Origin of the sequence: Streptomyces sp. NPDC019937 (genome assembly GCF_040631655.1) — a bacterium.
In the GTDB taxonomy this organism is placed as follows: domain Bacteria; phylum Actinomycetota; class Actinomycetes; order Streptomycetales; family Streptomycetaceae; genus Streptomyces.
This window is the reverse complement of the sequence record NZ_JBEYAL010000019.1, coordinates 83,627-108,596: the sequence shown is the minus strand read 5'-3', so window position 1 is coordinate 108,596 and position 24,970 is coordinate 83,627. Positions and strand designations below refer to the sequence as shown.

23 protein-coding genes are annotated in these 24,970 nt (G+C 73.3%); 13 read left to right on the top strand and 10 right to left on the bottom strand.

Annotation, left to right across the window (positions count from 1 at the left end):
* Positions 1-180 precede the first annotated feature (180 nt).
* The 5 genes from ABZ562_RS20680 to ung all read left to right on the top strand — a co-directional run bounded on the left by ABZ562_RS20680 (position 181) and on the right by ung (position 3,932).
* Complete coding sequence (locus ABZ562_RS20680; RefSeq protein WP_361481481.1) at positions 181-1,005, top strand: HipA family kinase; 825 nt, start codon at positions 181-183, stop codon at positions 1,003-1,005.
* The gene (locus ABZ562_RS20675; RefSeq protein ID WP_055551217.1) at positions 1,002-1,397 is read left to right on the top strand and encodes a DUF3037 domain-containing protein; all 396 of its coding nucleotides are present in this window, start codon (positions 1,002-1,004) and stop codon (positions 1,395-1,397) included. Before ABZ562_RS20680 ends, ABZ562_RS20675 begins: the two co-directional genes overlap by 4 nt.
* Before the next feature lie 145 nt (positions 1,398-1,542).
* A complete protein-coding gene (gene fabG, locus ABZ562_RS20670) occupies positions 1,543-2,304 on the top strand; it encodes a 3-oxoacyl-ACP reductase FabG (protein ID WP_361481476.1) in 762 nt (253 codons plus the stop codon).
* Between the two features lie 21 nt (positions 2,305-2,325).
* Positions 2,326-3,090 (top strand): SDR family oxidoreductase, encoded by a 765-nt coding sequence (locus tag ABZ562_RS20665; RefSeq protein WP_361481473.1) that lies wholly within the window; start codon positions 2,326-2,328, stop codon positions 3,088-3,090.
* A gap of 146 nt (positions 3,091-3,236) precedes the next feature.
* Complete coding sequence (gene ung, locus ABZ562_RS20660; RefSeq protein ID WP_361481641.1) at positions 3,237-3,932, top strand: uracil-DNA glycosylase; 696 nt, start codon at positions 3,237-3,239, stop codon at positions 3,930-3,932.
* Here ung and ABZ562_RS20655 read toward each other — a convergent pair.
* Positions 3,917-4,324, bottom strand: a complete 408-nt coding sequence (locus tag ABZ562_RS20655) for a DUF3224 domain-containing protein (RefSeq protein WP_361481470.1) — start codon at positions 4,322-4,324, stop codon at positions 3,917-3,919. The genes ung and ABZ562_RS20655 overlap by 16 nt on opposite strands.
* Positions 4,325-4,407: 83 nt before the next feature.
* Here ABZ562_RS20655 and ABZ562_RS20650 point away from each other — a divergent pair, with 83 nt between their 5' ends.
* Positions 4,408-5,388 carry a WYL domain-containing protein gene (locus ABZ562_RS20650; RefSeq protein ID WP_361481467.1) on the top strand — a complete coding sequence of 327 codons (981 nt, stop codon included), beginning with the start codon at positions 4,408-4,410 and terminating at the stop codon, positions 5,386-5,388.
* A 96-nt stretch (positions 5,389-5,484) separates the two neighbouring features.
* Positions 5,485-5,946, top strand: a complete 462-nt coding sequence (locus ABZ562_RS20645; protein ID WP_361481464.1) for a hypothetical protein — start codon at positions 5,485-5,487, stop codon at positions 5,944-5,946.
* A 72-nt stretch (positions 5,947-6,018) separates the two neighbouring features.
* Here the strand turns inward: ABZ562_RS20645 and ABZ562_RS20640 are convergent, their stop codons facing one another.
* Positions 6,019-6,531, bottom strand: a complete 513-nt coding sequence (locus tag ABZ562_RS20640) for a DinB family protein (RefSeq protein WP_361481461.1) — start codon at positions 6,529-6,531, stop codon at positions 6,019-6,021.
* A 41-nt stretch (positions 6,532-6,572) separates the two neighbouring features.
* Positions 6,573-7,217 (bottom strand): TetR family transcriptional regulator, encoded by a 645-nt coding sequence (locus ABZ562_RS20635; RefSeq protein WP_361481458.1) that lies wholly within the window; start codon positions 7,215-7,217, stop codon positions 6,573-6,575.
* Positions 7,218-7,292: 75 nt separating this feature from the next.
* Between ABZ562_RS20635 and ABZ562_RS20630 the strand changes: the two genes are divergently transcribed.
* Both ABZ562_RS20630 and ABZ562_RS20625 read left to right on the top strand, forming a co-directional pair.
* Positions 7,293-8,501: an FAD-dependent monooxygenase gene (locus ABZ562_RS20630; protein WP_361481456.1), complete on the top strand. Its 1,209-nt coding sequence runs from the start codon at positions 7,293-7,295 to the stop codon at positions 8,499-8,501.
* 57 nt (positions 8,502-8,558) lie between these two features.
* Entirely contained in the window at positions 8,559-9,476 is a 918-nt protein-coding gene (locus ABZ562_RS20625; RefSeq protein WP_361481453.1) for a Gfo/Idh/MocA family oxidoreductase, read from the top strand.
* Here ABZ562_RS20625 and lnt read toward each other — a convergent pair.
* The 6 genes from lnt to ABZ562_RS20595 all read right to left on the bottom strand — a co-directional run bounded on the left by lnt (position 9,436) and on the right by ABZ562_RS20595 (position 18,563).
* Entirely contained in the window at positions 9,436-11,055 is a 1,620-nt protein-coding gene (gene lnt / locus ABZ562_RS20620; protein ID WP_361481450.1) for an apolipoprotein N-acyltransferase, read from the bottom strand. The two genes, ABZ562_RS20625 and lnt, sit on opposite strands and share 41 nt — an antisense overlap.
* Positions 11,052-13,493, bottom strand: coding sequence for a SpoIIE family protein phosphatase (locus tag ABZ562_RS20615; RefSeq protein WP_361481447.1), 2,442 nt, complete (start codon positions 13,491-13,493; stop codon positions 11,052-11,054). The genes lnt and ABZ562_RS20615 overlap by 4 nt, the downstream gene beginning before the upstream one ends.
* Positions 13,494-13,530: 37 nt before the next feature.
* Positions 13,531-14,535, bottom strand: coding sequence for an ABC transporter permease (locus ABZ562_RS20610; RefSeq protein ID WP_361481444.1), 1,005 nt, complete (start codon positions 14,533-14,535; stop codon positions 13,531-13,533).
* Positions 14,536-14,561: 26 nt separating this feature from the next.
* Entirely contained in the window at positions 14,562-16,076 is a 1,515-nt protein-coding gene (locus ABZ562_RS20605) for a sugar ABC transporter ATP-binding protein (protein ID WP_361481441.1), read from the bottom strand.
* The gene (locus ABZ562_RS20600) at positions 16,073-17,098 is read right to left on the bottom strand and encodes a sugar ABC transporter substrate-binding protein (protein WP_361481438.1); all 1,026 of its coding nucleotides are present in this window, start codon (positions 17,096-17,098) and stop codon (positions 16,073-16,075) included. The genes ABZ562_RS20605 and ABZ562_RS20600 overlap by 4 nt, the downstream gene beginning before the upstream one ends.
* Positions 17,099-17,231: 133 nt before the next feature.
* Complete coding sequence (locus ABZ562_RS20595) at positions 17,232-18,563, bottom strand: enolase C-terminal domain-like protein (RefSeq protein ID WP_361481435.1); 1,332 nt, start codon at positions 18,561-18,563, stop codon at positions 17,232-17,234.
* Positions 18,564-18,737: 174 nt separating this feature from the next.
* Between ABZ562_RS20595 and ABZ562_RS20590 the strand changes: the two genes are divergently transcribed.
* The 4 genes from ABZ562_RS20590 to aspA all read left to right on the top strand — a co-directional run bounded on the left by ABZ562_RS20590 (position 18,738) and on the right by aspA (position 23,500).
* A complete protein-coding gene (locus ABZ562_RS20590; RefSeq protein WP_361481432.1) occupies positions 18,738-19,445 on the top strand; it encodes a FadR/GntR family transcriptional regulator in 708 nt (235 codons plus the stop codon).
* Between the two features lie 29 nt (positions 19,446-19,474).
* Positions 19,475-20,938 (top strand): amino acid permease, encoded by a 1,464-nt coding sequence (locus ABZ562_RS20585; RefSeq protein ID WP_361481429.1) that lies wholly within the window; start codon positions 19,475-19,477, stop codon positions 20,936-20,938.
* 84 nt (positions 20,939-21,022) lie between these two features.
* Positions 21,023-22,057, top strand: coding sequence for an asparaginase (locus ABZ562_RS20580; RefSeq protein ID WP_361481638.1), 1,035 nt, complete (start codon positions 21,023-21,025; stop codon positions 22,055-22,057).
* 39 nt (positions 22,058-22,096) lie between these two features.
* Complete coding sequence (gene aspA / locus ABZ562_RS20575; RefSeq protein ID WP_361481426.1) at positions 22,097-23,500, top strand: aspartate ammonia-lyase; 1,404 nt, start codon at positions 22,097-22,099, stop codon at positions 23,498-23,500.
* 7 nt (positions 23,501-23,507) lie between these two features.
* On the opposite strand, the gene ABZ562_RS20570 is transcribed toward aspA, so the two are convergent.
* Entirely contained in the window at positions 23,508-24,812 is a 1,305-nt protein-coding gene (locus ABZ562_RS20570; RefSeq protein WP_361481424.1) for a GAF domain-containing protein, read from the bottom strand.
* Positions 24,813-24,970 lie beyond the last annotated feature (158 nt).

Here is a 24,970-nt window from a genome sequence, read left to right as displayed (position 1 = left end):
GCTGAGCGGGGGAACCGCCAGGAAACGGCCCCGACGGCACTCTGTACGCCGCTGAAGCTGTACGGAACACCGTGGCAGAACTCGGCAGCGACCCCAGGGGTTCAGGGCGGATCGCCAGGTCGGAGGGCCTTGTCGGTCCGTCGTGGTTCCTAAGGCCAGACGGACCTATAGCCTGGGGAAATGCTGACCGAAGTCACCGCGACCCGCTACGTCACGCCGTTGCGTGAGGGCGGGTCGCTCCCCGGCATCGTCGAGGCCGACGATCTCGGTACGTACGTCATGAAATTCATCGGCGCGGGGCAGGGCCGGAAGACCCTCGTCGCCGAGGTCATCTCCGGGCAGCTGGGCCGCCGGCTGGGGCTGCGGGTGCCGGAGCTGGTGCGGATCCAGCTCGACCCGGTGATCGGGATGGGCGAGCCGGACGAGGAGGTGCAGGAACTCCTCAAGGCCAGCGGGGGACTCAACCTGGGCATGGACTATCTGCCCGGTTCGCTCGGCTTCGACCCGCTGGCCTTCGAGGTGGGCGCGGCGGAGGCCGGACGGGTGGTGTGGTTCGACGCGCTCGTCGGGAACGTGGACCGGTCCTGGCGCAACCCCAACCTGCTGGTGTGGCACGGGAAGCTGTGGCTCATCGACCACGGCGCCACCATGATCTGGCACCACAGCTGGCGCGGTCTGGACGCGGCCGCCACCAAGCCGTACGACGCCTCCGACCACGTACTCGCCCCCTTCGCGCCCGATGTGGCGGCGGCCGCGGCCGCGCTCGCGCCGCGGATCACCGAGGAGCTGCTGACCGAGGTCGCCGCCGACGTCCCGGACGCCTGGCTGGACGGTGAGCCCGGCTTCGACAGCCCGGACGCGGTGCGCCGCGCCTATGTGGGCGTGCTGCTGGAACGGGCCGGGGCGATCGGTGAAAGGATCACGCTCGGGGAGCGCTCCGGCGACGGGCCGTCGAAGGCCCCCGACTGGCTGCGCGTATGGGTCGACGGAAAGGCAGCGAAGTGAGCGGGCTGCACCATGGCCGGGATGTGTTCGAGTACGCGCTGGTGCGGGTCGTTCCCCGGGTGGAGCGCGGTGAGCTGATCAACGCGGGCGTCGTCGTCTACTGCCGCGCGACGTCCTTCGTGGCGGCCCGCACCCATCTGGACGAGACCCGGCTGCTCGCGCTCGACCCGTCGGCGGACGTGGCGGGCGTACGGGCCGCGCTGCACGCGGTGGAGGGCGTCTGCCGCGGCGGAGAGCAGGCCGGTCAGGCGGCCGGTGACGAGCCGGGGCGGCGGTTTCGCTGGCTGGTCGCGCCGCGTTCCACGGTCGTCCAGCCGGGCCCGGTGCACACCGGGCTGACCACGGACGCGGAGGCGGAGGTCGAGCGGCTGCTCGACCTGCTGGTGCGCTGACGGGCGAGGGTGAGCAAGGGCATCACGGCGGGTCGTTGACAGTGGGCGGCGGGCCTCATAGCGTCTCGTCTGCTGAAGAGACTAAGCGGTTGCTCATCCCCGGGTGCCGGGACGGTGAGCTGCTACCGAGGCGAGGAGAACCCGCATGTCCACCAACGAGCAGCGTGTCGCCATCGTGACGGGCGCGGCCCGCGGTATCGGCGCGGCGACCGCCGTGCGGCTGGCCGAGGAGGGCCGCGCCGTCGCCGTGCTCGACCTCGACGAGGCGTCCTGCGCGGACACCGTGGAGAAGATCACCGCGGCGGGTGGCAAGGCCATCGCCGTGGGCTGCGACGTGTCCGACGCCGGGCAGGTGGAGGCCGCGGTCGGGCGTGTCGCCGAGGAGCTGGGCGCGCCGACGATCCTGGTGAACAACGCCGGTGTGCTCCGCGACAACCTGCTCTTCAAGATGAGCGAGTCCGACTGGGACACCGTGATGAACGTGCATCTGCGGGGCGCGTTCCTGATGTCGCGCGCCTGTCAGAAGCACATGGTGGACGCCGGGTTCGGACGGATCGTCAACCTCTCCAGCAGCTCCGCGCTCGGCAACCGCGGCCAGGTCAACTACTCGGCGGCCAAGGCCGGCATGCAGGGCTTCACCAAGACCCTCGCCATCGAGCTGGGCAAGTTCGGGGTCACCGCCAACGCCGTGGCGCCCGGATTCATCGCCACCGACATGACCGCCGCGACCGCCGAGCGCGTCGGCATGGGCTTCGACGACTTCCAGAAGGCCGCCGCGAGCCAGATCCCGGTGCAGCGGGTCGGGCAGCCGGCCGACATCGCGAACGCCGTCGCCTTCTTCACCGGGGACGCGGCCGGGTTCGTCTCCGGCCAGGTGATGTACGTGGCCGGCGGCCCGCTCAACTGATACAGGAGCTGGACGAACCCCATGACCAAAGAGATCGCAGCGGACAGCGGCAAGGCCGCGCTCGTCACCGGCGCCAGCCGTGGCATCGGCTACGGCATCGCCGAGGCGATGGTGGCGCGCGGCGACCGGGTGTGCATCACCGGCCGCAACGAGGAAGCCCTGAAGGAGGCCGTCGAGCGGCTGGGCGCGGACCGGGTGATCGGCGTCCCCGGCAAGGCCCATGACGAGGCGCACCAGGCGGCCGCCGTCCAGCGCGCGATGGAGGCGTTCGGGCGGGTCGACTACCTCGTCAACAACGCCGGTACGAACCCCGTCTACTCGCCGATCGCCGATCTCGACCTCGCGGTGATACGCAAGGTCTTCGAGACCAACGTCGTCTCGGCGCTCGGCTTCGCGCAGCAGACGTGGAAGGCGTGGCAGAAGGAGAACGGCGGCGCGATCGTCAACATAGCCTCGGTCGCCGGGCTGTCCCCCTCGCCGTTCATCGCCGCGTACGGCGTCTCCAAGGCCGCGATGATCAACCTCACGGCGCAGCTCGCCCACGAGTTCGCGCCGGGCGTGCGGGTCAACGCGATCGCCCCCGCCGTGGTGAAGACCAAGTTCGCCACCCGCCTGTACGAGGGGCGGGAGGCGGAGGCCGCCGCGGCGTACCCGCTCGGGCGGCTGGGGGTGCCGGAGGACATCGGGGGCGCGGCCGCGTTCCTCACCTCCGAGCAGGCCGCGTGGATCACCGGCCAGACGCTCGTCGTCGACGGCGGTGTCTTCCTCAACGCGGGCGTCGGCTGACCGCCCCCGACCCGCTACGACGTGCGGGCGCGGCACCGCTTCCGGTGCCGGGCCCGCACGTCGTTCTCCCCACGCCGCGTGCGGCGTTGTCGGTGGCCGCCGGTAGGTTCGTGACCGTGAACGGAACACGACCGGAGGTTGTTGACGTGCCCTACGTGCTGCCCGAGTCCTGGCGCGGCGTCCTCGGCGAGGAGCTGGAGAAGCCCTATTTCAAGGAGCTCACCGAGTTCGTCGAGGAGGAGCGGGCCAAGGGGCCGGTCTTCCCGCCGCGCGACGAGGTCTTCGCCGCCCTGGAGGCCACGCCGTACGACCAGGTGAAGGTGCTGATCCTCGGCCAGGACCCGTACCACGGCGAGGGCCAGGGGCACGGGCTGTGCTTCTCGGTGCGGCCGGGCGTCAAGACCCCGCCGTCGCTGCGGAACATCTACAAGGAGATGAAGGAGGAGCTGGGCCACCCCGTTCCGGACAACGGCTATCTGATGCCGTGGGCCCGGCAGGGCGTCCTGCTGCTCAACGCGGTGCTGACGGTCCGCGGCGGCGAGGCCAACTCCCACAAGAGCAAGGGGTGGGAGAAGTTCACCGACGCGGTGATCCGCGCGGTGGCCGCCCGCCCCGACCCGGCCGTCTTCGTCCTGTGGGGGAATTACGCCCAGAAGAAGCTGCCGCTGATCGACCAGGAGCGGCACGCGGTGGTGAAGGGCGCGCACCCCTCCCCGCTGTCGGCGAAGAAGTTCTTCGGATCGCGCCCCTTCACCCAGATCGACGAGGCGGTGAAGGCCCAGGGCCACACGCCGATCGACTGGCGGATCCCGGACCTCGGCCCGGTTCAGCCCAGCTCGTAGTCGAAGGCGTAACGGACGGCCTGGATGCCGGGCGGGGCGGTGAAGGAGCCCGCACCGGTGAGCCCGGCCAGCTCGCCGGAGCCCGAGCCGGGCACCACCTCGAAGGCGCACCGCACGGTGCCGTCCTCACCGAAGGTGCCGTGCTGGGCGAGGACGAAGCTGCCCCGGCGGCCGTCCAGCTCCCCGTCCACCAGCTCGTGGCCCGAGAAGCCACCGGTCTTGTCGGGGAGGTAGACGATGGCGTACTGACAGGCGGTGGCGGACGCCGTGATCGCGCCCGAGTAGCCGTTGGTCACGGTGGCGTGGGCGAGCTTCGCCCCGCCCGCGGCCTCCCCGACCGGCTTCTCCTGCCAGTCGGCGAAGGTGAAGGTACCGGTGGCGTGCGTGGTCATGGCGGGTCCTTTCGATCAGGCCGTGCTGGTGGGAAGGACTCTGCCCGCCGTACCTGACACCTTCTGTCAGGTACGGGCGCACAATGGACCGCATGCGTGCCGACCGCCTGCTCTCCCTGCTCCTTCTGCTGCAGAACCGGGGCCGGATGACCGCGCCGGAGATCGCCGCGGAGCTGGAGGTGTCGGTCCGTACCGTCTACCGCGACATCGACGCGCTGAGCGCGTCCGGCGTGCCGGTGTACGCCGACCGGGGCCCGGCCGGCGGCTACCGCCTGCTGGACGGCTACCGCACCCGGCTGACCGGGCTCACCGGCGACGAGGCCGACTCGCTCTTCCTCGCCGGGATGCCGGGTCCGGCCGCCGAACTGGGCCTCGGCGCCGACCTCACCACCGCCCAGCTCAAGCTGCGGGCCGCGCTGCCGCCCGAGCTGGACGAGCGCTCGCGCCGCATCCAGGAGCGCTTCCACCTCGACGCGCCCGGCTGGTTCCGGGACGCCGAGCCGGTGCCGTACCTCGCGGCGGCGGCCGAGGCCGTGTGGCGGCGACGGGTGCTGCGGGTGCACTACCGGCGCTGGCGCGGCGAGGTGCACCGGGACCTGCACGCGCTCGGCCTCGTCCTCAAGGGCGGCATCTGGTACCTGGTGGCGCGGGTGGAGGAGTCGATCCGCAGCTACCGCGTGGCGCGGATCCTGGCCGCCGAGGTGCTCGCGGACGTCTTCGAGCGCCCCGCCGGGTTCGACCTCGCCGCCTACTGGCAGGAGTCGGCCCGCGCCATGGAGGCCGCGCGCTTCCGGGGCGAGGCCGAACTGCTGCTGACCGAGCGGGGCCTGCGGCTGCTGCCGATGAAGTTCGGCGCGATCGGCGCGGCGGCCGCCGCCGGCGCGGGCCCGCCCGACGACCGGGGGAGGGTGCGGGTGGTGCTGCCCGTGGAGTCGCTGCCCGTCGCCGTCGACGACATGCTGCGGCTGGGCACCGACGCCGAGGTGCTGAACCCTCCCGAGCTGCGGACGGCCGTCGCCCGCGCCGTCACCGAACTGGCCGAGCGGTACGGGCCGCCGGACTGACCCGATGGGCCCGCCTGCCGGGCGCCGTACGGCTTCCCGGCTAGCGTCGGCGGCGGGCGGGGGCGACAACCGGCGGTGCGCAGGCGGGAGGACCGGATGGGAGAGGTACGGCGGGAGGCGCCGGAGGACGACGCCGTGCTGACCCGGATCGGGCAGGCGGTCATGCTGCACCGGGGCGGCGACCGCGAGGAGGCGCGCAACCGGTTGGCCGCGCTGTGGCGGGAGATCGCGGGCGACGGCGACGCGTTCCACCGCTGCGCCCTCGCCCACTATCTCGCCGACACCCAGGACGATCCGGCCGATGAGCTGCTGTGGGACCTGCTGGCCCTGGCCGCGGCCGACGGGCCCGGCGCCCGCACCGCCGCGCCCCGGCTGCGTGCCCTCTACCCGGCGCTCCACCTCAACCTGGCCGTGGACTACGCCAAGCTCGGCCAGGAGGCGGCGGCACGCAGCCAGCTGGCGCTGGCCCGGGGATGCGCGGGCACGCTCGGCGACGATCCGTACGGGGACCGGGTGCGGGCCGGGATCGCCCGGCTGGGGCAGCGGCTCGCCCCCTGAGGCCCTGAGGCCCTGAGGCCCGAAGCCCCGGAGCCCCGGAGCCCCGGAGCCCCGGAGCCCCGGAGCTCCCGTCTAGTCGCCCGTGACCCCGTCGATGCGCTCGCGGATGAGGTCCGCGTGGCCGTTGTGGCGGGCGTACTCCTCGATCATGTGGAGGTAGATCCAGCGCAGGTTGTACTCCTCGTGGTTGCGGTCGCGGCGGGTGACGACCTCGTCCAGGGAGTGGCCGACCGCGGCCGCACGGGCCTTCGCGACCTCGTCCCGCCAGATCGCGAAGGCGGCCTCGCCGGTGTCCGCTTCGGTGACCCGGAAATCGCCGTCCCGGTCCTCGTCGCTGTACCAGATGGGCGGCGCGTCCTGACCGTCCAGCACCCGCCGGAACCAGCTGCGCTCGACCTCGGCCATGTGCCGTACGAGCCCCAGCAGGGTGAGCCCGGACGGCGGCGCGGTGGCCTCGCGCAGCTGCTTGTCGTCCAGTCCCCCGCATTTGAGGGCCAGGGTCTCGCGGTGGAATTCCAGCCACCCCTCCAGGCTGGTGCGTTCATCGGCGGTGCGGGGCGCTTCGCGGCGTTCGGCAGTCGTCATGGCGAGCATCATGCGGTCCCGGCGCGCCGCCGCGCCACGGGTTATCGGCCCAGCATCCCGCGCAGCAGCTCCTCGAGCCCGGCGCGCAGCGCCTCGGGTTCGGGGGCCGCGGCGTGGTCGGCCCCGGCCGCGCGGCTGAACATCTGCCCCTCGCACCAGGCGACCAGGGACTGGGCGTGCCGCCGCGGTGCGCCGGATCCCACGGCGGTCATCAGGGCCTCCAGCGGCTCGCGGAAGCCGCGTCCCGTCGTGTCGTAGAACTCCCGCAGTTCGGGGCGGCGGGTCGCCTCCAGGGCCAGTTCGTACCGCGCGATCAGCAGATCGCGCGCTTGCGTGAGCGAGCGGTGCAGCGCCAGGGCGAGCGCGTCGGCCAGCCGGGGGACCGGATCGGCGGCGGGGTCGCCGGGCCCGCCGGGGCCGTCGCCCGGGTAGGGCATCTCGTCCGGCCGCAGCACCCGCGCCTCCCGCTCGGCCAGCCGCCGGACGGCCGCCTTGAGCAGGGCGGCGCGGGTACGGGCGTGGTTCGACGTCGAACCCGGCGGGAGCCCGGCCGCCTCGTCCACCGCGCGGTGCGTCAGCCCCCGCATGCCGCGCTCGGCGAGCAGGGCGAGGGCGGTGTCGGCGATCAGCTCGGCGCGGGAGCCGCCCGGTGCGGGGGCGCGGGAGGGGGTGTGATCAGCGGTCATACGGCCAACCTACCGTCCGCACTACAGCTGTAGTAGCCTCGGCGACACTACACCTGTAGTGACCGGGGAGGAATCATGGAACAGTCCCGTGCCGTCGTCATCGGCGCCGGAGTCGGCGGGCTCACCGCCGCCGCGGCCCTGCACCGCAGCGGCTGGTCCGTCACCGTCTTCGAGCGCGCCGCCGCCCTCGCCCCGTTGGGAGCCGGGATCGCGCTGGCCCCCAACGCGCAGCGCGCCCTGGACACCATCGGCCTCGGCGACGAGGTCCGCGCGCTGGCCGCCTGGCAGGGCGGCGGCGGGCTGCGCACCCCCGGCGGGCGCCGGCTGGCCCGGATGGACGGCGCGGCGGTGGCGAAACGGTTCGGCGGCCCGGTGGTCCTGCTCCACCGCGCCACCCTCGTCGAGCTGCTCCTCTCCCGGCTGCCCGAGGGCTGCGTACGCACCGGCGCCTCCGCCGAGCTGACCGACCCCGGCGACGCCCGCCGCCTCGCCCGGGTCGCCACGGCGGACGGGGAGCGCGAGGCCGACCTCGTCGTCGGCGCCGACGGGGTCCACTCGGCCGTGCGCCGCGCGCTCTTCCCCGGCCACCCCGGGCCCCGCTACGCCGGATTCACCACCTGGCGCGTCGTCGTCCCCGCCCTCGAGCGCCCCTTCGAACCGCATGAGACCTGGGGCCGGGGGCGGCTCTGGGGCAGCCAGCCGATGCGGGACGGCCGGGTCTACGCGTACGCGGCGGCCTTCACCCCGCCCGGCGGCCAGGCCCCCGACGGCGAGAAGGCCGAACTGCTCCGGCTCTTCGGCCACTGGCACCGGCCGGTCCCCGACATCCTCGCGGCCGCCGAACCCGGCGCCGTCCTGCGCCATGACGTGCGGGCCATGACCGCACCGCTGCCCGCCTACCACCGGGGCCGGACCGCCCTCCTCGGCGACGCGGCCCATGCCATGGCCCCCACCCTGGGGCAGGGCGGCAACCAGGCCATCGAGGACGCCGTCGTCCTCGCCCACCACCTGTCCCCGTACGCCGCCGACCCGGCCGCCGACCCGTGCGGTGCGCTCGCCGCGTACACCCGCGACCGGCTGCCGCGCACGATGGACGTCGTACGCCGTGCCGCGCGCGCCGCCCGCGCGATCTCCCTGGCCGGCGCCCCCGCGGTGGCCCTCCGGAACGCCGCCGTCGCCACCGCCACCCGCCTCGCCCCCGGCCTGCTGCTGCGCGGCTTCGACGGCATCGCCGACTGGGCTCCGCCCGGGACCCCGGCCCGGGCATCCCGGCAGCCGTCCTGAGTAGGGTGGACGCGGGCCGCCGGAGACCCGCCGGGACGTGGAACACCAGGAGGCATCGTGAGGGTCGGCTGCATCGGTCTCGGCGACATCGCGCGGAAGGCCTATCTGCCCGTGCTCATGGCGCGGCCCGGCGTGGAGCCGCATCTGCACACCCGCACCCCCGCCACCCTCCAGCGCGTCGCCGACACCTACCGGGTGCCGGAGTCCCAGCGCCACCCCGGCCTGGACTCGCTGCTCGCGGCGGACCTGGACGCCGCGTTCGTGCACGCCCCGACCGCCGAGCACGCCGGGCTCGTCACCCGGCTCCTGGAGGCCGGGGTGCCCACCTACGTCGACAAGCCGCTCGCCTACGAACTCGGGCAGAGCGAGCGGCTGGTGCGGCTGGCCGAGGACCGCGGCGTCAGCCTGATGGTCGGCTTCAACCGGCGCTACGCCCCCGGGTACACCCAGTGCCTGGACCATCCGCGCGATCTGATCCTGATGCAGAAGAACCGCGTCGGCCTCCCCGAGGACCCGCGCACCCTCGTCCTGGACGACTTCATCCACGTCGTCGACACCCTGCGCTTCCTCGCCCCCGGCCCGGTCGACCAGATCGACGTGACCAGCAGGATCCGCGACGGACTGCTGCACCACGTCGTGCTCCGGCTGTCCGGCGACGGGTTCACCGCGCTCGGCGTGATGAACCGGATGAGCGGTTCTACCGAGGAGATCCTGGAGGTCTCCGGCCAGGACACCAAGCGGCAGGTCTCCAACCTCGCCGAGATCGTGGACCACAAGGGCCAGCCGAGCGTGCGCCGCCGCGGCGACTGGGTGCCGGTCGCCCGGCAGCGCGGCATCGAGCAGATCACCGACGCCTTCCTCGACGCCGTGCGCACCGGCCGGCGGCTCGGCGCCGAGGACGCGCTGCGCACCCACGAACTGTGCGAACGGGTGATCAGGGACGCGGAGGGGTTCGGGAACCGGAGCGGCGCCTGAGGGCCCCCGCGGCTTCCACCGCGCCGTACACGGCGAGCGCCGCCAGCGCCCCGTACACCGTCAGCGGCCCGGTCCGCACATACGGGCTGGTGCCCTTCGCCAGCGGCACCTCGTACATCGTCGCCGCGCTCGTGTCCGTACCCATGCGCGTGCCCACCGGCTCGCCGCGCGGGCCGAAGACCGCGCTCTCCCCGGTCAGCGTCGCGTGGACCGTCGGCCGCCAGGTCTCCGCGGCGCGCAGCGCGGCCAGCGTGGCGTGCTGTTCGGGCGCCCAGCTGCGCTGGAACGTCGAGGTCGCCGACTGCACGACCAGCACCTGCGCCCCGCGCCGGGCCAGATTGCGGCTCATGTCCGGGAACGCCGACTCGAAGCAGACCTCCGGCCCGATCCGCAGGCCCCGCGGCAGCCGCATCACCACCTGCTCCGTGCCGCGGTGGCGGTCCTCACCGGCCGCCTTGCCCACCGAGGTGGCCCAGCCCAGCAGCGGCCGGGCCGGGATGTACTCGCCGAACGGCACCAGCCGCATCTTGTCGTAGCGCTGCCCGGTCGGACCGTGCGGCCCGATCAGCACCGAACTCTTGTAGATCCCCGGCAGATCGCTGCGCCGCGCGTCCACGTTGACCAGCAGATCCGCCCCCACCGAACGGGACAGCGCGCCCAGCCGCTTCGCCAGCCGCGGCCGGTCGCCGAGATCCGTGCCGACGCTGCTCTCGCCCCACACCACCAGGTCCGGATGGCGCCCGGCCAGCCGCCGGGTCAGCTCGACGCCGCGCTCCAGCCGCGGCCCAGGCCCCTTGATCACCCCGGGCTGCACCACCGCGATCCGCGCGGTCCCGGTCTCCTGCGGCACCGGCGCCCACGCCCACACCGCGGCCCCCGCCGCACCGCACGCGGTCAGCCCGGCCACCGCGACGATACGGGCCCGGGGCAGGGCGATCAGCGCGGTGACCGCGACGTTCACCAGGACCAGCAGGAAGCCGACCAGCCACACCCCGCCCACCGACGCCATCCGCAGCGCGGCGGGCACCTGCCACTGGCTCGCCCCCAGCAGCGCCCAGGGCCCGCCGAGGTACTGCCAGGACCGCACCAGCTCGGCCAGCAGCCACGCGGACGGCAGCAGCACCAGCGCGGCGCCCACCCGGCCGGGGCCCGGACGGCCGTGCAGCAGCCGCTGCGTCAGCGCGCCGAACGGCACCCACAACAGCCCCAGCAGCAGCGCCAGCAGCACGATGAACACATGCAGGCTCGGCATCAGCCAGTGGTGGGCCGCGAGCAGGAACCCGCTCCCGCCCAGCCAGCCGTCGTACGCCGCCCGCCGCACCGTGGGCGCCGAGCGCGCCAGCAGCAGCCAGGGCACCAGGGCCACGTACGCGAACCACCACGCCGACGGCGCGGGAAACGCCAGCGCGGGCAGCGCGCCCGCCACCACCGCGGCGCCGCCGCGCACCCACCGGGAGGCGAACCGCTGCCTCCAGACCCCTGCACGCACGCCGGATGCCCCCCTCCCGTTGGCAGGACTCCAGTGTGCGGGAGGAAGCCGATCATGGATAGGGCGGGGCCGGGCCGGAGCGTGCCTCATGCCGGATCCGGAAGGTCTTGTTCGGCCCAGATGAGCTTGCCGCCCTCGGTGTACCGGGTGCCCCAGCGGCGGGTCATCTGCGCGACGAGGAACAGTCCGCGGCCGCCCTCGTCGGTGGTACGGGCATGGCGCAGCCGCGGGGAGGTGTTGCTGGCGTCCGCGACCTCGCAGATCAGCACCTCGTGCCGGATCAGCCGCAGCCTGATGGGGCCGGTGCCGTGCCGGATGGCGTTGGTGACCAGCTCACTGACGATCAGCTCAGTGGTCATCGCCAGCTCCGGCAGGCCCCATTCGGCGAGCTGATGGACGGCGAGGGAGCGCGCGTTCGCGACCACGGCCGGATCGGAGGGCAGGTCCCAGGAGACGACATGGCCCGCGCCCAGGGTGTTCGTACGGGCCAGCAGCAGCGCCACGTCGTCCGACTGCGGACGGGTCAGCAGGGTGTCGATGACCGTCGAGCACAGCTCCTCCAGCGGCAGCCCGGGCTGGGCCAGGGCGTTGCTCAGCCGGCCGAGCCCGACGTCGATGTCCTGGTCGCAGGTCTCGATGAGGCCGTCCGTGAACAGCGCGATGAGACTGCCCGCGGGCAGCTCCAGCTCCGCCGACTCGAACGGCAGCGAACCGAGCCCCAGCGGGGGACCGGCGGGCAGCGGCGGGTAGGAGACCACGCCGCCGGGATCCACCACCGCGGGCGTGAGATGGCCGGCCCGGGCCATCGTGCAGCGCCGGGTGACCGGGTCGTACACCGCGTACAGACACGTGGCGCCCAGCACCGCCGTGCCCACCCCCTCCTGCGTGGACTCCTCCTCGGTGAGCCGGATGACCAGGTCGTCCAGGTGGGCCAGCAGTTCCTCGGGCGGCAGGTCCATGTCGGCGAGGGTGTGCACCGCGGTGCGCAGCCGCCCCATGGTGGCCGCCGCGGTGATGCCGTGCCCGACCACGTCGCCGACCACCAGCGCCACCCGGGCCCCGGACAGCGGGATGACGTCGAACCAGTCGCCGCCGACCCCGTTGCGCGCGTCGGTGGGCAGATAGCGCGAGGCCACGTCGAGGGCCTGGCCGCCGGACAGGGCGTGCGGCAGCAGGCTGCGCTGCAGGGCGAGGGCCGCGGTGTGCTCGCGGCTGTAGCGGCGGGCGTTGTCCACGCACAGCGCGGCGCGCGTCACCAGCTCCTCGGCGAGCACCAGGTCGTCGCCCTCGAAGGGCACCGGATGCCGGGTCCGGACGAACGAGGCCACGCCCAGGATGGCTCCGCGCGCGCAGATCGGGACCACCATCAGCGAGCGCATCCCGAACTCGCGGACCTTCCGCGTCCGGGCCGGGTCGTCGCCGGTCCACGCGCCCAGTGAGGCGTCCAGCTCCGGGTCCAGGACGGCCTCCCCCTCCAGGAAGCTGCGGGCGAACGGCGACCCCGGGGAGACGGCGACCGGGTCCCCGGGGGCCGCGATCGACTCCGGGCAGCCCTCGTGGATGGAAGCCTGGCCCGCCCGCCGGAACGGGGGCAGGCTCCGGGTCCGCTGCGCCGGGGGCTCCTCGCCGCGCAGGACGGAGTCCAGCAGGTCGACGGTGACGAAGTCGGCGAGCCGGGGCACCGCGAACTCGGCCAGCTCCTGCGCGGTGCGCATCACGTCCAGGGTGCTGCCGATGTGCTCGCTGGCGCCGCTGAGCAGGGCCAGCCGCTCCCGGGCCCGCCAGCGGTCGGTGACGTCGATGCCCATGTAGCAGACGCCGACCGGGTGGCCGTCCGCGTTGTCGAGGCGGAAGAAGGAGGTGGAGTACGCGTGCTCCTGGTGCGGCTCGGCCAGGGTCCAGCCCCGGTACTCGTAGTCGATCACCGGGACGCCGGTCTCCAGGACCTCGCGCATCTTCCCCTCCAGCGCCGCCGTGTCCAGCCCCGGCAGCGAATCCGCCATCCGGCGGCCCAGCCGCTGGTCGCGCGGGACGCCGCCGTAGCGCTCCAGGGTGTCGTTCATCCACACGTACCGCAGGTCCGGGCTGAGCACCGCCATGCCGATGGGGGAGCGGGTCAGGAACGCCTGGAGCAGCGATCCGCTGACCGCCCAGGTCGGGATCGTCGCCACGTCGATCGCCGAGATCAGCCAGCAGGTGCCGTCGCCGAGCCCGGTGACCGGGGAGACCCGCAGGCCCACCGCGAGCCGGTGACCGGCCTGGTGCCGGACCTCCAGCAGCCCGCCCCAGCCGCCGTGCTCACCACACTGTTCGGCGATGGACACCGCCTTCGCGGCGTCCTCCGGCGCCGCCAGCAGCATCGTGCCGGGCCGCTTCAGCACCTCCGGCGCCGGATAGCCGAGCAGCCGTTCCGCCGCCGTGGTCCAGCCGACGACGGTCCCCGTGGCATCGATCAGGGCCGTCGCCGCATCGGCCATGTCGAAGGGGACATGTGCTTCGGTCGGCGCGATTCCCTCGGGGATGGCCATCGCACCCGTCCCATCTGCGGAGACATTTCCCTTAATACTATGACTCCTGGGCCTCCCCGGTCGTCAGTCGTGCCACGACCAGTGCGAGCAGGATGATCCCGCCGTAGATCGCCTGGATCCAGAAGGACGACACCTGGGCGAGGGTGAGCAGGTTCTCCAGCATGCCCAGCAGCAGGGTGCCCAGCAGCGAGCCCAGCAGGGAGCCACGGCCGCCGCGCAGACTGATGCCGCCGATCACCGCGGCCGCGAACACCGTGAAGATCAGACCGCTGCCCTGGTTGGCGCCCACCGCCCCCACCCGCCCCGCGATGACCAGCCCCGCCACCCCCGCCAGCGCGCCGCCGATCACCAGCACCGCCCAGCCCACCCGCGCGGTGCGGATGCCCGCCGCCCGGGCGGCCGGGGCGCTGCCGCCGATCGCGTACACCGCGCGGCCCAGCCTGTGGTAGCGCAAGCCGAACCCGGCCAGCGCGAAGCACAGCGCGGTCACCCACACCGAGACCGGCACCCCCAGCCACTCCCGCGAGCCGAGCACGAAGAACGCGTCGGGCGCGTTGAACAGCGTCCTGCCGGAGACCAGGCCGATCAGCACGCCGCGCAGCACGATGTTCATCGCCAGCGTCACGATGAACCCGTTGAGCCCGAGCCCCACGATCAGCGCCCCGTTGACCGCGCCTACACCCGCGCCCGCCAGCGGGATGACGAGCAGGCCCACCCAGGTCGGCAGCTCGGTGCCGAAGCCCGCCGAGGCGGCCGGGATGACGACCAGGAAGCCCAGGGCCGGGGCCAGGCCCGCGATCGACTCCAGGGAGAGGTCCATCCTGCCGCTGATGAGGATCATCGCCTCCGCGAGCACCAGCAGCCCGAGCGCCGAGGACGCCCCCAGGATGTTCACCAGGTTGTCCCGGTCGAGGAAGTCGGGGTTGCCGACCGCGCCGATGACCAGCAGCAGGACCACCGCGGGCAGCAGCGCCAGATCGCGGATCCGGACCGGGAGGAGGCGCCGGGCGCGACCCGCCCGCGGGGTGGCGAGGTCATGCATGGCCGGCATCGTTTCGGGGGGTGAGGTCATTCATGGCCGAGGGCGACCCCTTCGATCGAGGCGACGAGTTCCCGGTCGGTCCAGCCCGCCCGGTGCGTGACGGTGACGAAGCCGCCCACCATCACCAGCACCCGGTCGCAGGCCCGCAGGTCCTCCAGCCGGTCGGAGACGATCAGCACCGCGCGGCCCTCGGCCCGGGCCCGCAGCGCGGTCTCCAGCAGATCGCGCTGGGACCGCACGTCCACCCCCGCCGTCGGGTCGATCAGCACCAGCACCCGGGGGTCGGTGGCCAGCGCCCGGGCCATGACGACCTTCTGCTGATTGCCGCCGGACAGCGCGGTCACCGGCTGGGCCGGGCCGCGGGTGGTGATGCCGAGCCGCTCGATGGCCCGGCGGGCCACCGCGTCCCGGGCGGACGGCCGGATCAGCCCCCGGGGCCCGAGCCGGTCCCCGATGGGCAGCGTGATGTTGTCGGCCACCGACAGCTGCGGGATCAGCCCCTGCGTACGCCGGTCGCGCGGCACGCAGCCGACCCCGGCGGCCAGCGCCGCGGTGACGCTGCCCGTACGCAGCGGACGGCCGAAGATCTCGATCCGGCCGGCGGTCGGCCGGTGCAGCCCGGCCAGCGCCTCGCCGAGCTGATGGCTGCCCGAACCCGCGAGCCCGGCCAGCCCCACCACCTCACCGGCCCTGAGGGTGAGGCCGACGTCGTGGAAGTACGCGCCGCTGAGCCCCTCGGCCCGCACCGCCACCTCGCCCCCGGAGCCCGGCGGGGGCGGGGCGCCGGGGCGGGCGGGGGCGGCCGCTTCACCGGTCATCTCCTCGATCAGGGCCCGGGTGGGCAGCTCCCCGACGGGCGCGGTGACGATCCGGCGGGCGTCCCGGAAGACGGTGACGGCCTGGCAGACCTCGTACACCTCGCGCAGATGGTGCGAGATGTGCAGAAACGTGACCCCGGCGGCCTGGAGCCGCCGCATGTGCGCGAACAGCCGCGCCGTCGCCCGGCTGTCCAGCTGCGCCGTGGGCTCGTCCAGGATGACGAAACGGGTGCCCCGCGAGAGCGCCCGCGCGATCTCCACCATCTTGGCGTCCTCGACGCTCAGATCCCCGGCCCGCGCCCCCTCGTGCACCGGGATGCCCCAGGCGTCCAGCAGCGCCCGGGCCCGGCGGCGGGTCTGCCGCCAGCTGATCACCGAGGTGCGGGGGAGGACCGGCTGATGGCCCAGGAACAGGTTCTCCGCCACCGTCAGATCATCGATGATCATGGACTGCTGGTAGACGCAGGCCACCCGGCGGCGCCAGGCCGCCCGGTCCGCGACGGCGGGGGCGGGCTCCCCCTCGAACCACACCGTGCCCGCGTCCGGCCGCTCCAGCCCGGTGACCACGGCCACCAGCGTGGACTTGCCCGCGCCGTTGCGCCCCACCAGGGCGTGGGTCTCACCCGCCCGCACGGCGATCCCGGCCTCCCGCAGGGCCACCGTCGGCCCGTACCGCTTGGTGATCCCGCGCGCTTCGCACAGCGGTGGCCGCCCGCTGGTCATCCGCGATTGCCCCACAGCGCGGGGTCGTTCACATTGGCCCGGGTCACCAGCGGGGCCGGAAGCTGATCCTCCAGGATCCCTTTCCGCACCTCGACGATTCGGCTGCCGTGATCGGTCCGCCCCTTCCGGAACGGCTTCCCGGCCATCGCCCGCTTGATGTACACCATCGCGTACCGGGCGTACAGATCCGTCGGCTGGGACACGGTCGCGTCGATCCACCCCTTGCGGATCGCGTCCAGCTCCTGCGGGATGCCGTCGTTGGAGACGATCGCGATATGGCCCCGGTGGCCTGCCGGGTGCAGCGCCCCGTGGCGCTGCAGCGTACGCAGCGTGGGCGCCAGGTACACGCCCCCGGCCTGCAGATAGATGCCCTTGATGTCCGGGTGCGCGCTGTACAGCGCCTCCAGCCCGGTCGCCGCCTTGTCCGCCTGCCACCCGGCGGCGATGTCGAGGATCCGGACGCGCGGGTAGCGGCGCCGCATGCACGCGTCGAACGCGGCGGTGCGGTCGCGCCCGTTGACCGATGCCAGATCGCCCTCGATCTGCACCACCTTGCCGCTCCGCACGACCCGCCCCAGGCTGCGGCACGCCTTCTCGCCGTACGCCCGGTTGTCGGCCCGCACCACGATCGCCACCTTGCCCCGCTCGGGCGCCACGTCGACCGCCACCACCGGGACGTGCCGGCGCTGTGCCGCGTTCAGTCCGGTGACGATGGCGGCGGAGTCGATGGGGGAGACGACCAGCCCGTCGATGTTCTGGGCGAGCAGATTGCGGATGTCGCTGACCTGCTGGCTCGCGTCGTTGTTGGAGTTCACCGTCGGCAGCACCCGGACGCCTGCCTTGGCCGCCTGCCGCGGGATGTCATGGTCGTACGCCTCCCAGAACGGCGACGTCAGGAACGGCACCACCACCCCGACCCGCCTCCCGCCGCCGGACCCCTCGGAGCAGCCCGCGGCCGCCGGGCCGCAGACCAGCACGAGGATCGCGGCGGCGGTGGCGAGGCGGTGGCGCGTCGTGCGCATCGTGCTCCCGGCTCAAGGTCACGGAACGGCTGTCGCGACCATAAGGCCCCCCGCCCGCCGTCCCCCCGGGCCACGCCGCCGGTGTCCCCGGCAGGGATCACCCCGATACGCCCGGCGGCGGGGAACCGTGGCGCTACCGCCACGCGGCGCCGTCGGGGTAGGCGTAGGTCCGCAGGGCCTCCGGGCGCAGGGTCGCGCTGAAGCCGGGGGTGGTGGGGGCGTGGTAGCGGCCGTCGGTGACGATCGCCGGGTCGAGGAAGTGCTCGTGCAAATGGGCGGAGTATTCGACGGCCCGGTCCCGCCGGGTGCCCGAGACCGCCACGTAGTCGAACATGGCCAGGTGCCGGACCAGTTCGCACAGCCCGGCGCCGCCCGCGTGCGGCCACACCGGAACCCCGAACTCGGCGGCCAGCAGCAGGATCGCGAGGTTTTCGTTGACCCCGCCGACCCGGCAGGCGTCCAGCTGCAGCACATCGAGCGCCCCCGCTTGCAGCAGCTGCTTGAAGACGACCCGGTTCGCCGTGTGCTCGCCCGCCGCGACCTTCACGGGTGCGACGGCGCGACGGATCGCGGCCAGCCCGATGATCTCGTCCGGGCTGGTCGGCTCCTCGATCCAGTACGGGTCGAACCGGGCCAGCGCCCGGGTGCGCTCGACCGCCTCGCCGACCTCCCAGCGCTGGTTGGCGTCGAGCGCCAGCCGGATGTCCGGGCCGATGGTCTCGCGGGCGATCCGGCAGCGCCGGATGTCCGCGGCGGGGTCGGCGCCGACCTTGAGCTTGATCTGGGTGAAGCCGTCGGCGACGGCCGCCCGCGCGGTCCGGGCGAGCCGGTCGTCGTCGTAGCCGAGCCAGCCGCAGGAGGTGATGTACGCCGGGTAGCCCTCGGCCCGCAGGCGGGCCTCGCGCCCGGCCCTGCCGGGGGCGGCGCGGCGCAGGATGTGCAGGGCGGCGTCGGGGGTGAGGGCGTCGGTGAGGTAGCGGAAGTCGGCCAGCGCGACCAGCTCCTCCGGGGCCAGGTCGGCCAGCAGCTTCCACAGGGGTTTCCCGGCGCGCTTGGCGGTGAGGTCCCACAGGGCGTTCATCACCGCCGCGACGGCCATGTGGGTGACGCCCTTCTCGGGGCCCAGCCAGCGCAGCTGGCCGTCGTCGGCGAGGGCACGGTAGAGGCCGGCCAGGCCACCGGGCAGGCCGGGCAGTTCGGCGCCGACCAGCCGGGGGCGCAGCGCGTCGATCGCCGCGACCTCGACCTCGGTGCCGCGGCCGATGGTGGCGCAGAAGCCGTGGCCCTCCAGGCCGTCCCCGGCGTCGGTGCGGACGACGACGTACGCGGCCGAGTAGTCCGGGTCGGGGTGGGTGGCGTCCGAGCCATGGAGCCAGCGCGAGGTGGGGAAGCGGATGTCATGGGTGTCGAGTGCCGTGATCCGGGTCCTCGTCGTCCTCGGCACAGCGCGTCGTACGGTCGTCATCGGCGTCACACCCCGTCCCTTCGCCCTTCAGTCGCAGTCTCCGGCCTGGGCGGCGAAAAGTCCATATCCGCATAAAACGGGCAGCAGCTGGCCGGAATCCTGCGCCAGGCGGCCGGATCATTCGCCGCATCAGAAGTCTTGACAACGCTTTGGCGTACGGCTCAGGATCCTCGAGTGAACTTGTCAGACAGCCAGACAGGCCCTGCTCGTCGGGTGAGTGCCATGGAAGCGGTGCTCAGCCACCTCCGGGATGCCATCGAGCGCGGCGACTACGCGGTGGGGGACAAACTCCCCTCCGAGGCCGAGCTGTGCCGTCGCCTGGAGGTGAGCAGGCCGGTGCTCCGCGAGGCGCTGCGGGCCCTGCAGACCATGGGGCTCACCGCCTCGCGCACCGGCAAGGGCACCTTCGTCATCTCCAGCGGTCCGGTGGAGGACCCCACCTTCGGGGACTACGCCGCGAGCGACCTGCTGGAGGTGCGGCGGCACATCGAGATCCCCGTCGCGGGGTACGCGGCACTGCGCCGTTCCGCCGAGGATCTGGACCACCTCACCCATCTGCTGGACCGGATGGAGCGGGAGACCGACACCACCGCCTGGGTGGCGATGGACACCACGTTCCACCTCGCCGTCGCCCAGGCGGCGCAGAACCCGGTCTTCCGCAGGGTGATCGAGGAGATCCGTGACGCCCTGGCACGGCAGTCGGCATTTCTCAATGAACTCGGCGGCCGCCGGGAGCAGTCCAACCGAGAACACCGGGCGATCGTCGAGGCGCTCGCCGACGGGTCCGAACCCGACGCGGTGGCGGCGATGACCCACCACCTCGAACGGGTCGAGACCACCCTGACCTCCATCGTGCGCCCCGCTTCGGCGGACGGCGTGTGATACGTACCCACGGAAGGCGGACAGCAGGCGTGAGCGAGCAGTCCCTCCGGCAGGAAGAACGCCACGACCAAGGGCCCGATCAGCCCCAGCATGTCGACGCCGGTGACGCCGGCTACAGCAAGTCCCTCAAGGCCCGGCATGTCAACATGATCGCCATCGGCGGTGCCATCGGCACCGGGCTCTTTCTCGGCGCGGGAGGGCGCCTGAAGGACGCCGGGCCCTCGCTGGCCCTGGCGTACGCGATCTGCGGCCTCTTCGCCTTCCTGGTGGTGCGGGCCCTCGGCGAACTGGTGCTGCACCGGCCCTCCTCGGGTTCGTTCGTCTCCTACGCCCGGGAGTTCCTCGGCGAGAAGGGCGCCTACGTCGCCGGCTGGATGTACTTCCTCAACTGGTCCACCACCGGCATCGCCGACATCACCGCCGTCGCGACCTACACCCACTACTGGGGCATGTTCACCGACATCCCGCAGTGGGTGATCGCGCTGATCGCGCTCGCCGTCGTGCTGACGGTGAACCTGATCTCCGTGAAGATCTTCGGTGAACTGGAGTTCTGGTTCGCCATCATCAAGGTCGGCGCGCTCGTCCTGTTCATGGCGATCGGCATCTACCTTCTGGTCAGCCGCCACCCGGTGGACGGTCACACCACCGGCCCCAGCCTGATCACCGACCACGGCGGCGTGTTCCCGCACGGTGCGCTGCCCATGCTGCTGATCATCCAGGGCGTCGTCTTCGCCTACGCCTCCGTCGAACTCGTCGGCGTCACCGCGGGCGAGACCCTGGAGCCCGAGAAGGTCATGCCGAAGGCGATCAACTCCATCATGTGGCGCGTCGCCGTCTTCTACGTCGGCTCCGTGGTGCTGCTGTCCATGCTGATGCCCTCCGGCGCCTACTCCGGCGACCAGAGCCCGTTCGTCACCGTGCTCTCCAAGCTCGGCGTGCCCGCGGCCGGCGGCGTGATGAACCTCGTCGTCCTCACCGCCGCGATGTCCAGCCTCAACTCCGGGCTCTACTCCACCGGCCGGATCCTGCGCTCGATGGCCATGGCCGGCTCCGCGCCCAAGTTCACCGGGGCGATGAGCCGCACCCAGGTGCCCTACGGAGGCATCCTCCTCACCTGCGGCATGTGTGTCCTGGGCGTCGGCCTCAACTACGTCGTGCCCAGCAAGGCGTTCGAGATCGTGCTCAACTTCGCGGCGCTCGGCATCCTCTCCACCTGGGCGATCATCATGATCTGTCATCTGCTCTTCTGGCGCCGCGCCCAGGCCGGCCACCTCACCCGGCCCGGCTACCGCCTTCCCGGCTCGCCGTACACCGAAATCGTCACCCTCGGCTTCCTCGCCTCCGTCCTGGTCCTGATGTGGGCCGACGGTGGTCCCAGCCGGCTCACCGTCATGGCGCTTCCGCTGATCGTGCTGGCGCTGGTCATCGGCTGGTTCGGTGTCAGGCGCCGGGTGGACGCCACTCGTGCCGAGGCGGCGCCGGCCGAGCGGTAGACCGGCCCGGCCGGCCCGGACCCCATCCGAACCAGGCGGATGAACCACCCTGTGAACCACCCCGACGACCGGAGCACCACCACCATGAACACCACCACCGGGCAGCACACCGACGACGCTCGCCACACCCCGGCCGAGCCCCCCGTCATCCGCGAACCCCGCCATGTGCCGCTCGCCCATGTCGTACGCGCCGGTGTGATCGAGGGCGTGCACCATGGGTCGGCGGTCGTCCTGGCCCCGGACGACCGGGTCGAGTTCCAGGCCGGCGACATCGACGCCGCGTTCTACCCGCGGTCCGCCCTCAAGCCCGTGCAGGCCGTCGCGCTGCTGCGTGCCGGGCTGCCGCTGGACGGCGAGCTGCTCTCGCTCACCGCCGCAAGCCACTCCGGCCAGGACGACCACCTGGCCGGGGCCCGGCGCATCCTTGAGATGGCGGACCTCACCGAGGACGACCTGCGCAACACCCCCGACCTGCCGTACGGTTCCGCGATGCGCGAGCGGTGGCTGCGGGCCGACCGCCGGCCCTCCCGGCTGGCGCAGAACTGCTCCGGCAAGCACGCCGCGATGCTGTACACCGCGAAGCTGCGCGGCTGGTCCCTGGAGGACTACCTCGATCCGGCCCATCCGCTCCAGCGGGTGATCGCCGAGACCGTGGAGGACCTGACCGGACAGCGCGTCGCGCGGGTCACCGTCGACGGCTGCGGCGCGCCGCTGTTCTCCGTCTCCCCGCTCGGCCTCGCCCGCGCCGCCGCCGCGATCGCCTCCGCCGCCCCGGACACCCCCGAGGGCCGGGTCGCGGACGCCATGCGCACCCACCCCGAGATGGCGTCCGGCGACGACCGGGACGTCGCCCGGCTGATGCGCACGGTGCCCGGGCTGCTCGCCAAGGACGGCTTCGAAGGCGTGCAGATGGCCGGGCTGTCCGACGGCCGGGCCCTCGTCGTCAAGATCGCCGACGGCGCCGACCGCGCCCGGATGCCGGTCACCGCGGCCGCCCTCGCCCACTGCGGCATCGACCCCGGCGTCCTCACCGAATTCGCCACCACCCCGGTCCACGGCGGCGGCACCACGGTCGGCTGCCTGCACGCCACCGACGCCCTCGCCCTGCCCGCCGCCTGATCCGCCCGCCCACCGTGACCCAAGGAACCTCGCACAGCCATGACCGCTGACTCCGGCACCCGCCGCGAACACGACCTGCTCGGCGACCGCGACGTACCCGCCGACGCGTACTGGGGCATCCACACCCTGCGCGCGTCCGAGAACTTTCCCATCACCGGCACCTCCATCGCCGCCTACCCGCACCTCATCAACGCCCTGGCCGCCGTCAAGGAGGCGGCGGCCCGCGCGAACGAGGACCTGGGCCTGCTCTCCTCGCTCAAGGCCGACGCCATCGCCGCGGCGTGTCAGGAGATACGCCGCGGCCAGCTGCACGACCAGTTCACCGTGGACGTGATCCAGGGCGGCGCCGGCACCTCGACGAACATGAACGCCAACGAGGTCATCGCCAACCGCGCGCTGGAGATCCTCGGCCACGCCAAGGGCGACTACGGCATCCTCCACCCCAACGAGGACGTCAACCTCAGCCAGTCCACCAACGACGTCTACCCGACCGCCGTCAACGTCTCCACGATCATCGCCGTCCGTGAGCTGCACGCGGCCATGGAGACGCTGCGCCTGGCGTTCGCCGCCAAGGCCGAGGAGTTCGGCGACATCCTGAAGATGGGCCGCACCCAGCTCCAGGACGCGGTGCCGATGACGCTGGGCCAGGAGTTCTCCGCGTACGCGGTGATGCTGGAGGAGGACCAGAGCCGGCTGCTGGAGGCCTCCGGCCTGGTGCACGAGATCAATCTCGGCGCGACCGCGATCGGCACCGGCCTCAACGCCCCCAAGGGCTACGCCGAGGCCGCCCGCGGCCACCTGGAGAAGATCACCGGACTGCCCCTGGTCACCGCCGCCAACCTGGTCGAGGCCACCCAGGACTGCGGCGCGTTCGTCCACCTGTCGGGCGTCCTCAAGCGCATCGCCGTCAAGCTCTCCAAGAGCTGCAACGACCTGCGGCTGCTCTCCTCCGGCCCGCGCGCCGGGCTCAACGAGATCAACCTGCCGCCGGTGCAGGCCGGTTCGAGCATCATGCCCGGCAAGGTCAACCCGGTCATCCCCGAGGTCGTCAACCAGGTGGCCTTCGAGGTGATCGGCAACGACGTGGCCATCACCATGGCCGCCGAGGCCGGACAGCTCCAGCTGAACGCCTTCGAACCGATCATCCTGCACTCCCTCTCGGAGAGCGTGACCCATCTGCGCGCCGCCTGCCTGGTGCTGGCCGACCGGTGCGTCGCGGGCATCACCGCCAACGCGGAGAACCTGCGCGCCACCGTGGAGAACTCCATCGGCCTGGTCACCGCCCTCAATCCGTACATCGGCTACAGCGCGGCCACCAGCATCGCCAAGGAGGCCCTGGCCACCGGCCGCGGCGTCGCCGAACTCGTCCTGGAGAAGGGGCTGCTGCCCGCCGAACGCCTCGCCGAGGTGCTGAGCCCGGAGGAGGTCGCGGGCCGCGGCTGACGGGGGCTCACCCGCGCAGGCGGGCGACCGCGGGGGCCACGCTGAACGGCAGGAGACCCTGACCGCTCTCCGGCCTCCGCACCTCGACGCGGATCCGGTCCGCGAACCGGTAGGGGCGGTGCGCGAGCACCGCCCCGAGCCGTCCGCGCAGCCGGGACATCGCCGCCCGCACGGTGACCGTCCGCGTCGGGTCGCCGAACAGGTCGTGGGCGAGCTGCGCCGCCGTGCGCCCCTCGGGGTGCGCGGCGAGCACCAGCAGCAGTTCGGCGTGGCGGGCGCTGAGCCCGTGCGTCCAGGTGCCGGAGGGGCCCGAGAAGGTCAGCGACCAGTGGTGCGGATGCGTGACGTCCAGCACCAGGTGGCCGGATCCGGCGGGCGCCGCCGGGGCGCCGTCCTCGCCGTCGAGCACCCGCAGCAGATGGCCGCCGGGCAGCGGCTCCACCGCGCAGGTGCCGAGCGACGGCAGCCAGACCGGCCCGTACGGTGCCTCCCGCACCGCCTTCGGCAGCGGCAGCCGGTGGTCCCGCGGGCTGATCCCGGTCACGGCGGCGACCCAGCCGTGCCGGTCCACCACGGCGGCCTTGCCCGGGATGCGGGCGAGGACGGGCGCGGCGAGGGCGCGCAGCGCGTCCAGTTCGCGGCTGTGGGCCAGCCGCAGTTCGCCCTCGGCCCACCGGGCGGTGGCCGTGACCAGGGAGAGCACGGTGGGATGGGCGGTGGGGGCGGGCCCGCTGATGTCGATGACGCCGAGCAGCTGCCCGTCCCGGGGGTCGTGCAGCGGCGCGGCGGCGCAGCTCCAGGTGTGGAAGGCGCTGACGAAGTGTTCCGCGGAGTGCACCCGCACGGGCGCCCGGACGGCGAGCGCGGTGCCGATGCCGCTGGTCCCGGCGGTTTCCTCGGCCCAGTGCGCGCCTTCGGTGAGGGCGATGCCCTCCGCGTGCCGCCGGACGCCGCGGTGGCCGTCGATCCAGAGCACCCGGCCGTCGGCATCCGCGATGATCATGATGTGGCAGGCCGCCTCCGCCGCCTCCAGCAGCCCGCTGTGCAGGGTGGGCAGCACATCGGCCAGCCGGGTTGCCCGCCGGCGCCGCTCCAGTTCGTCCAGGCTGAGCAGCCCCCGCTCGTGGCCGCGGTCCGGGTCCAGACCGAGCCGCAGCATCCGGTCCCAGGACTGGCCGATGACCGGGCGCGCGGGCAGCGGGAGCCTGCCGCGGCTCAGCGCGGCCTCCCGCATCACCGCCATCAGCCGGGCCGACTCGGCGGGGCTCAGCGAGGCCAGTGAGTCGCCGGAACGCGTGGCTTCGGTTCGCATGCAGTGCGGCCTTTCGTCCCGCCACGGGGCCCGCCACGCCGACAGGCGGCGGCGTCCGCCTGACGCCGCATGCCATGGTGCGGCCTCACGTCCGTGCCGAACAGGGCTTCCGGCCGCCGATTGTAGTGAAGCCGGACGTCCCCCACGCCACCCGAGGC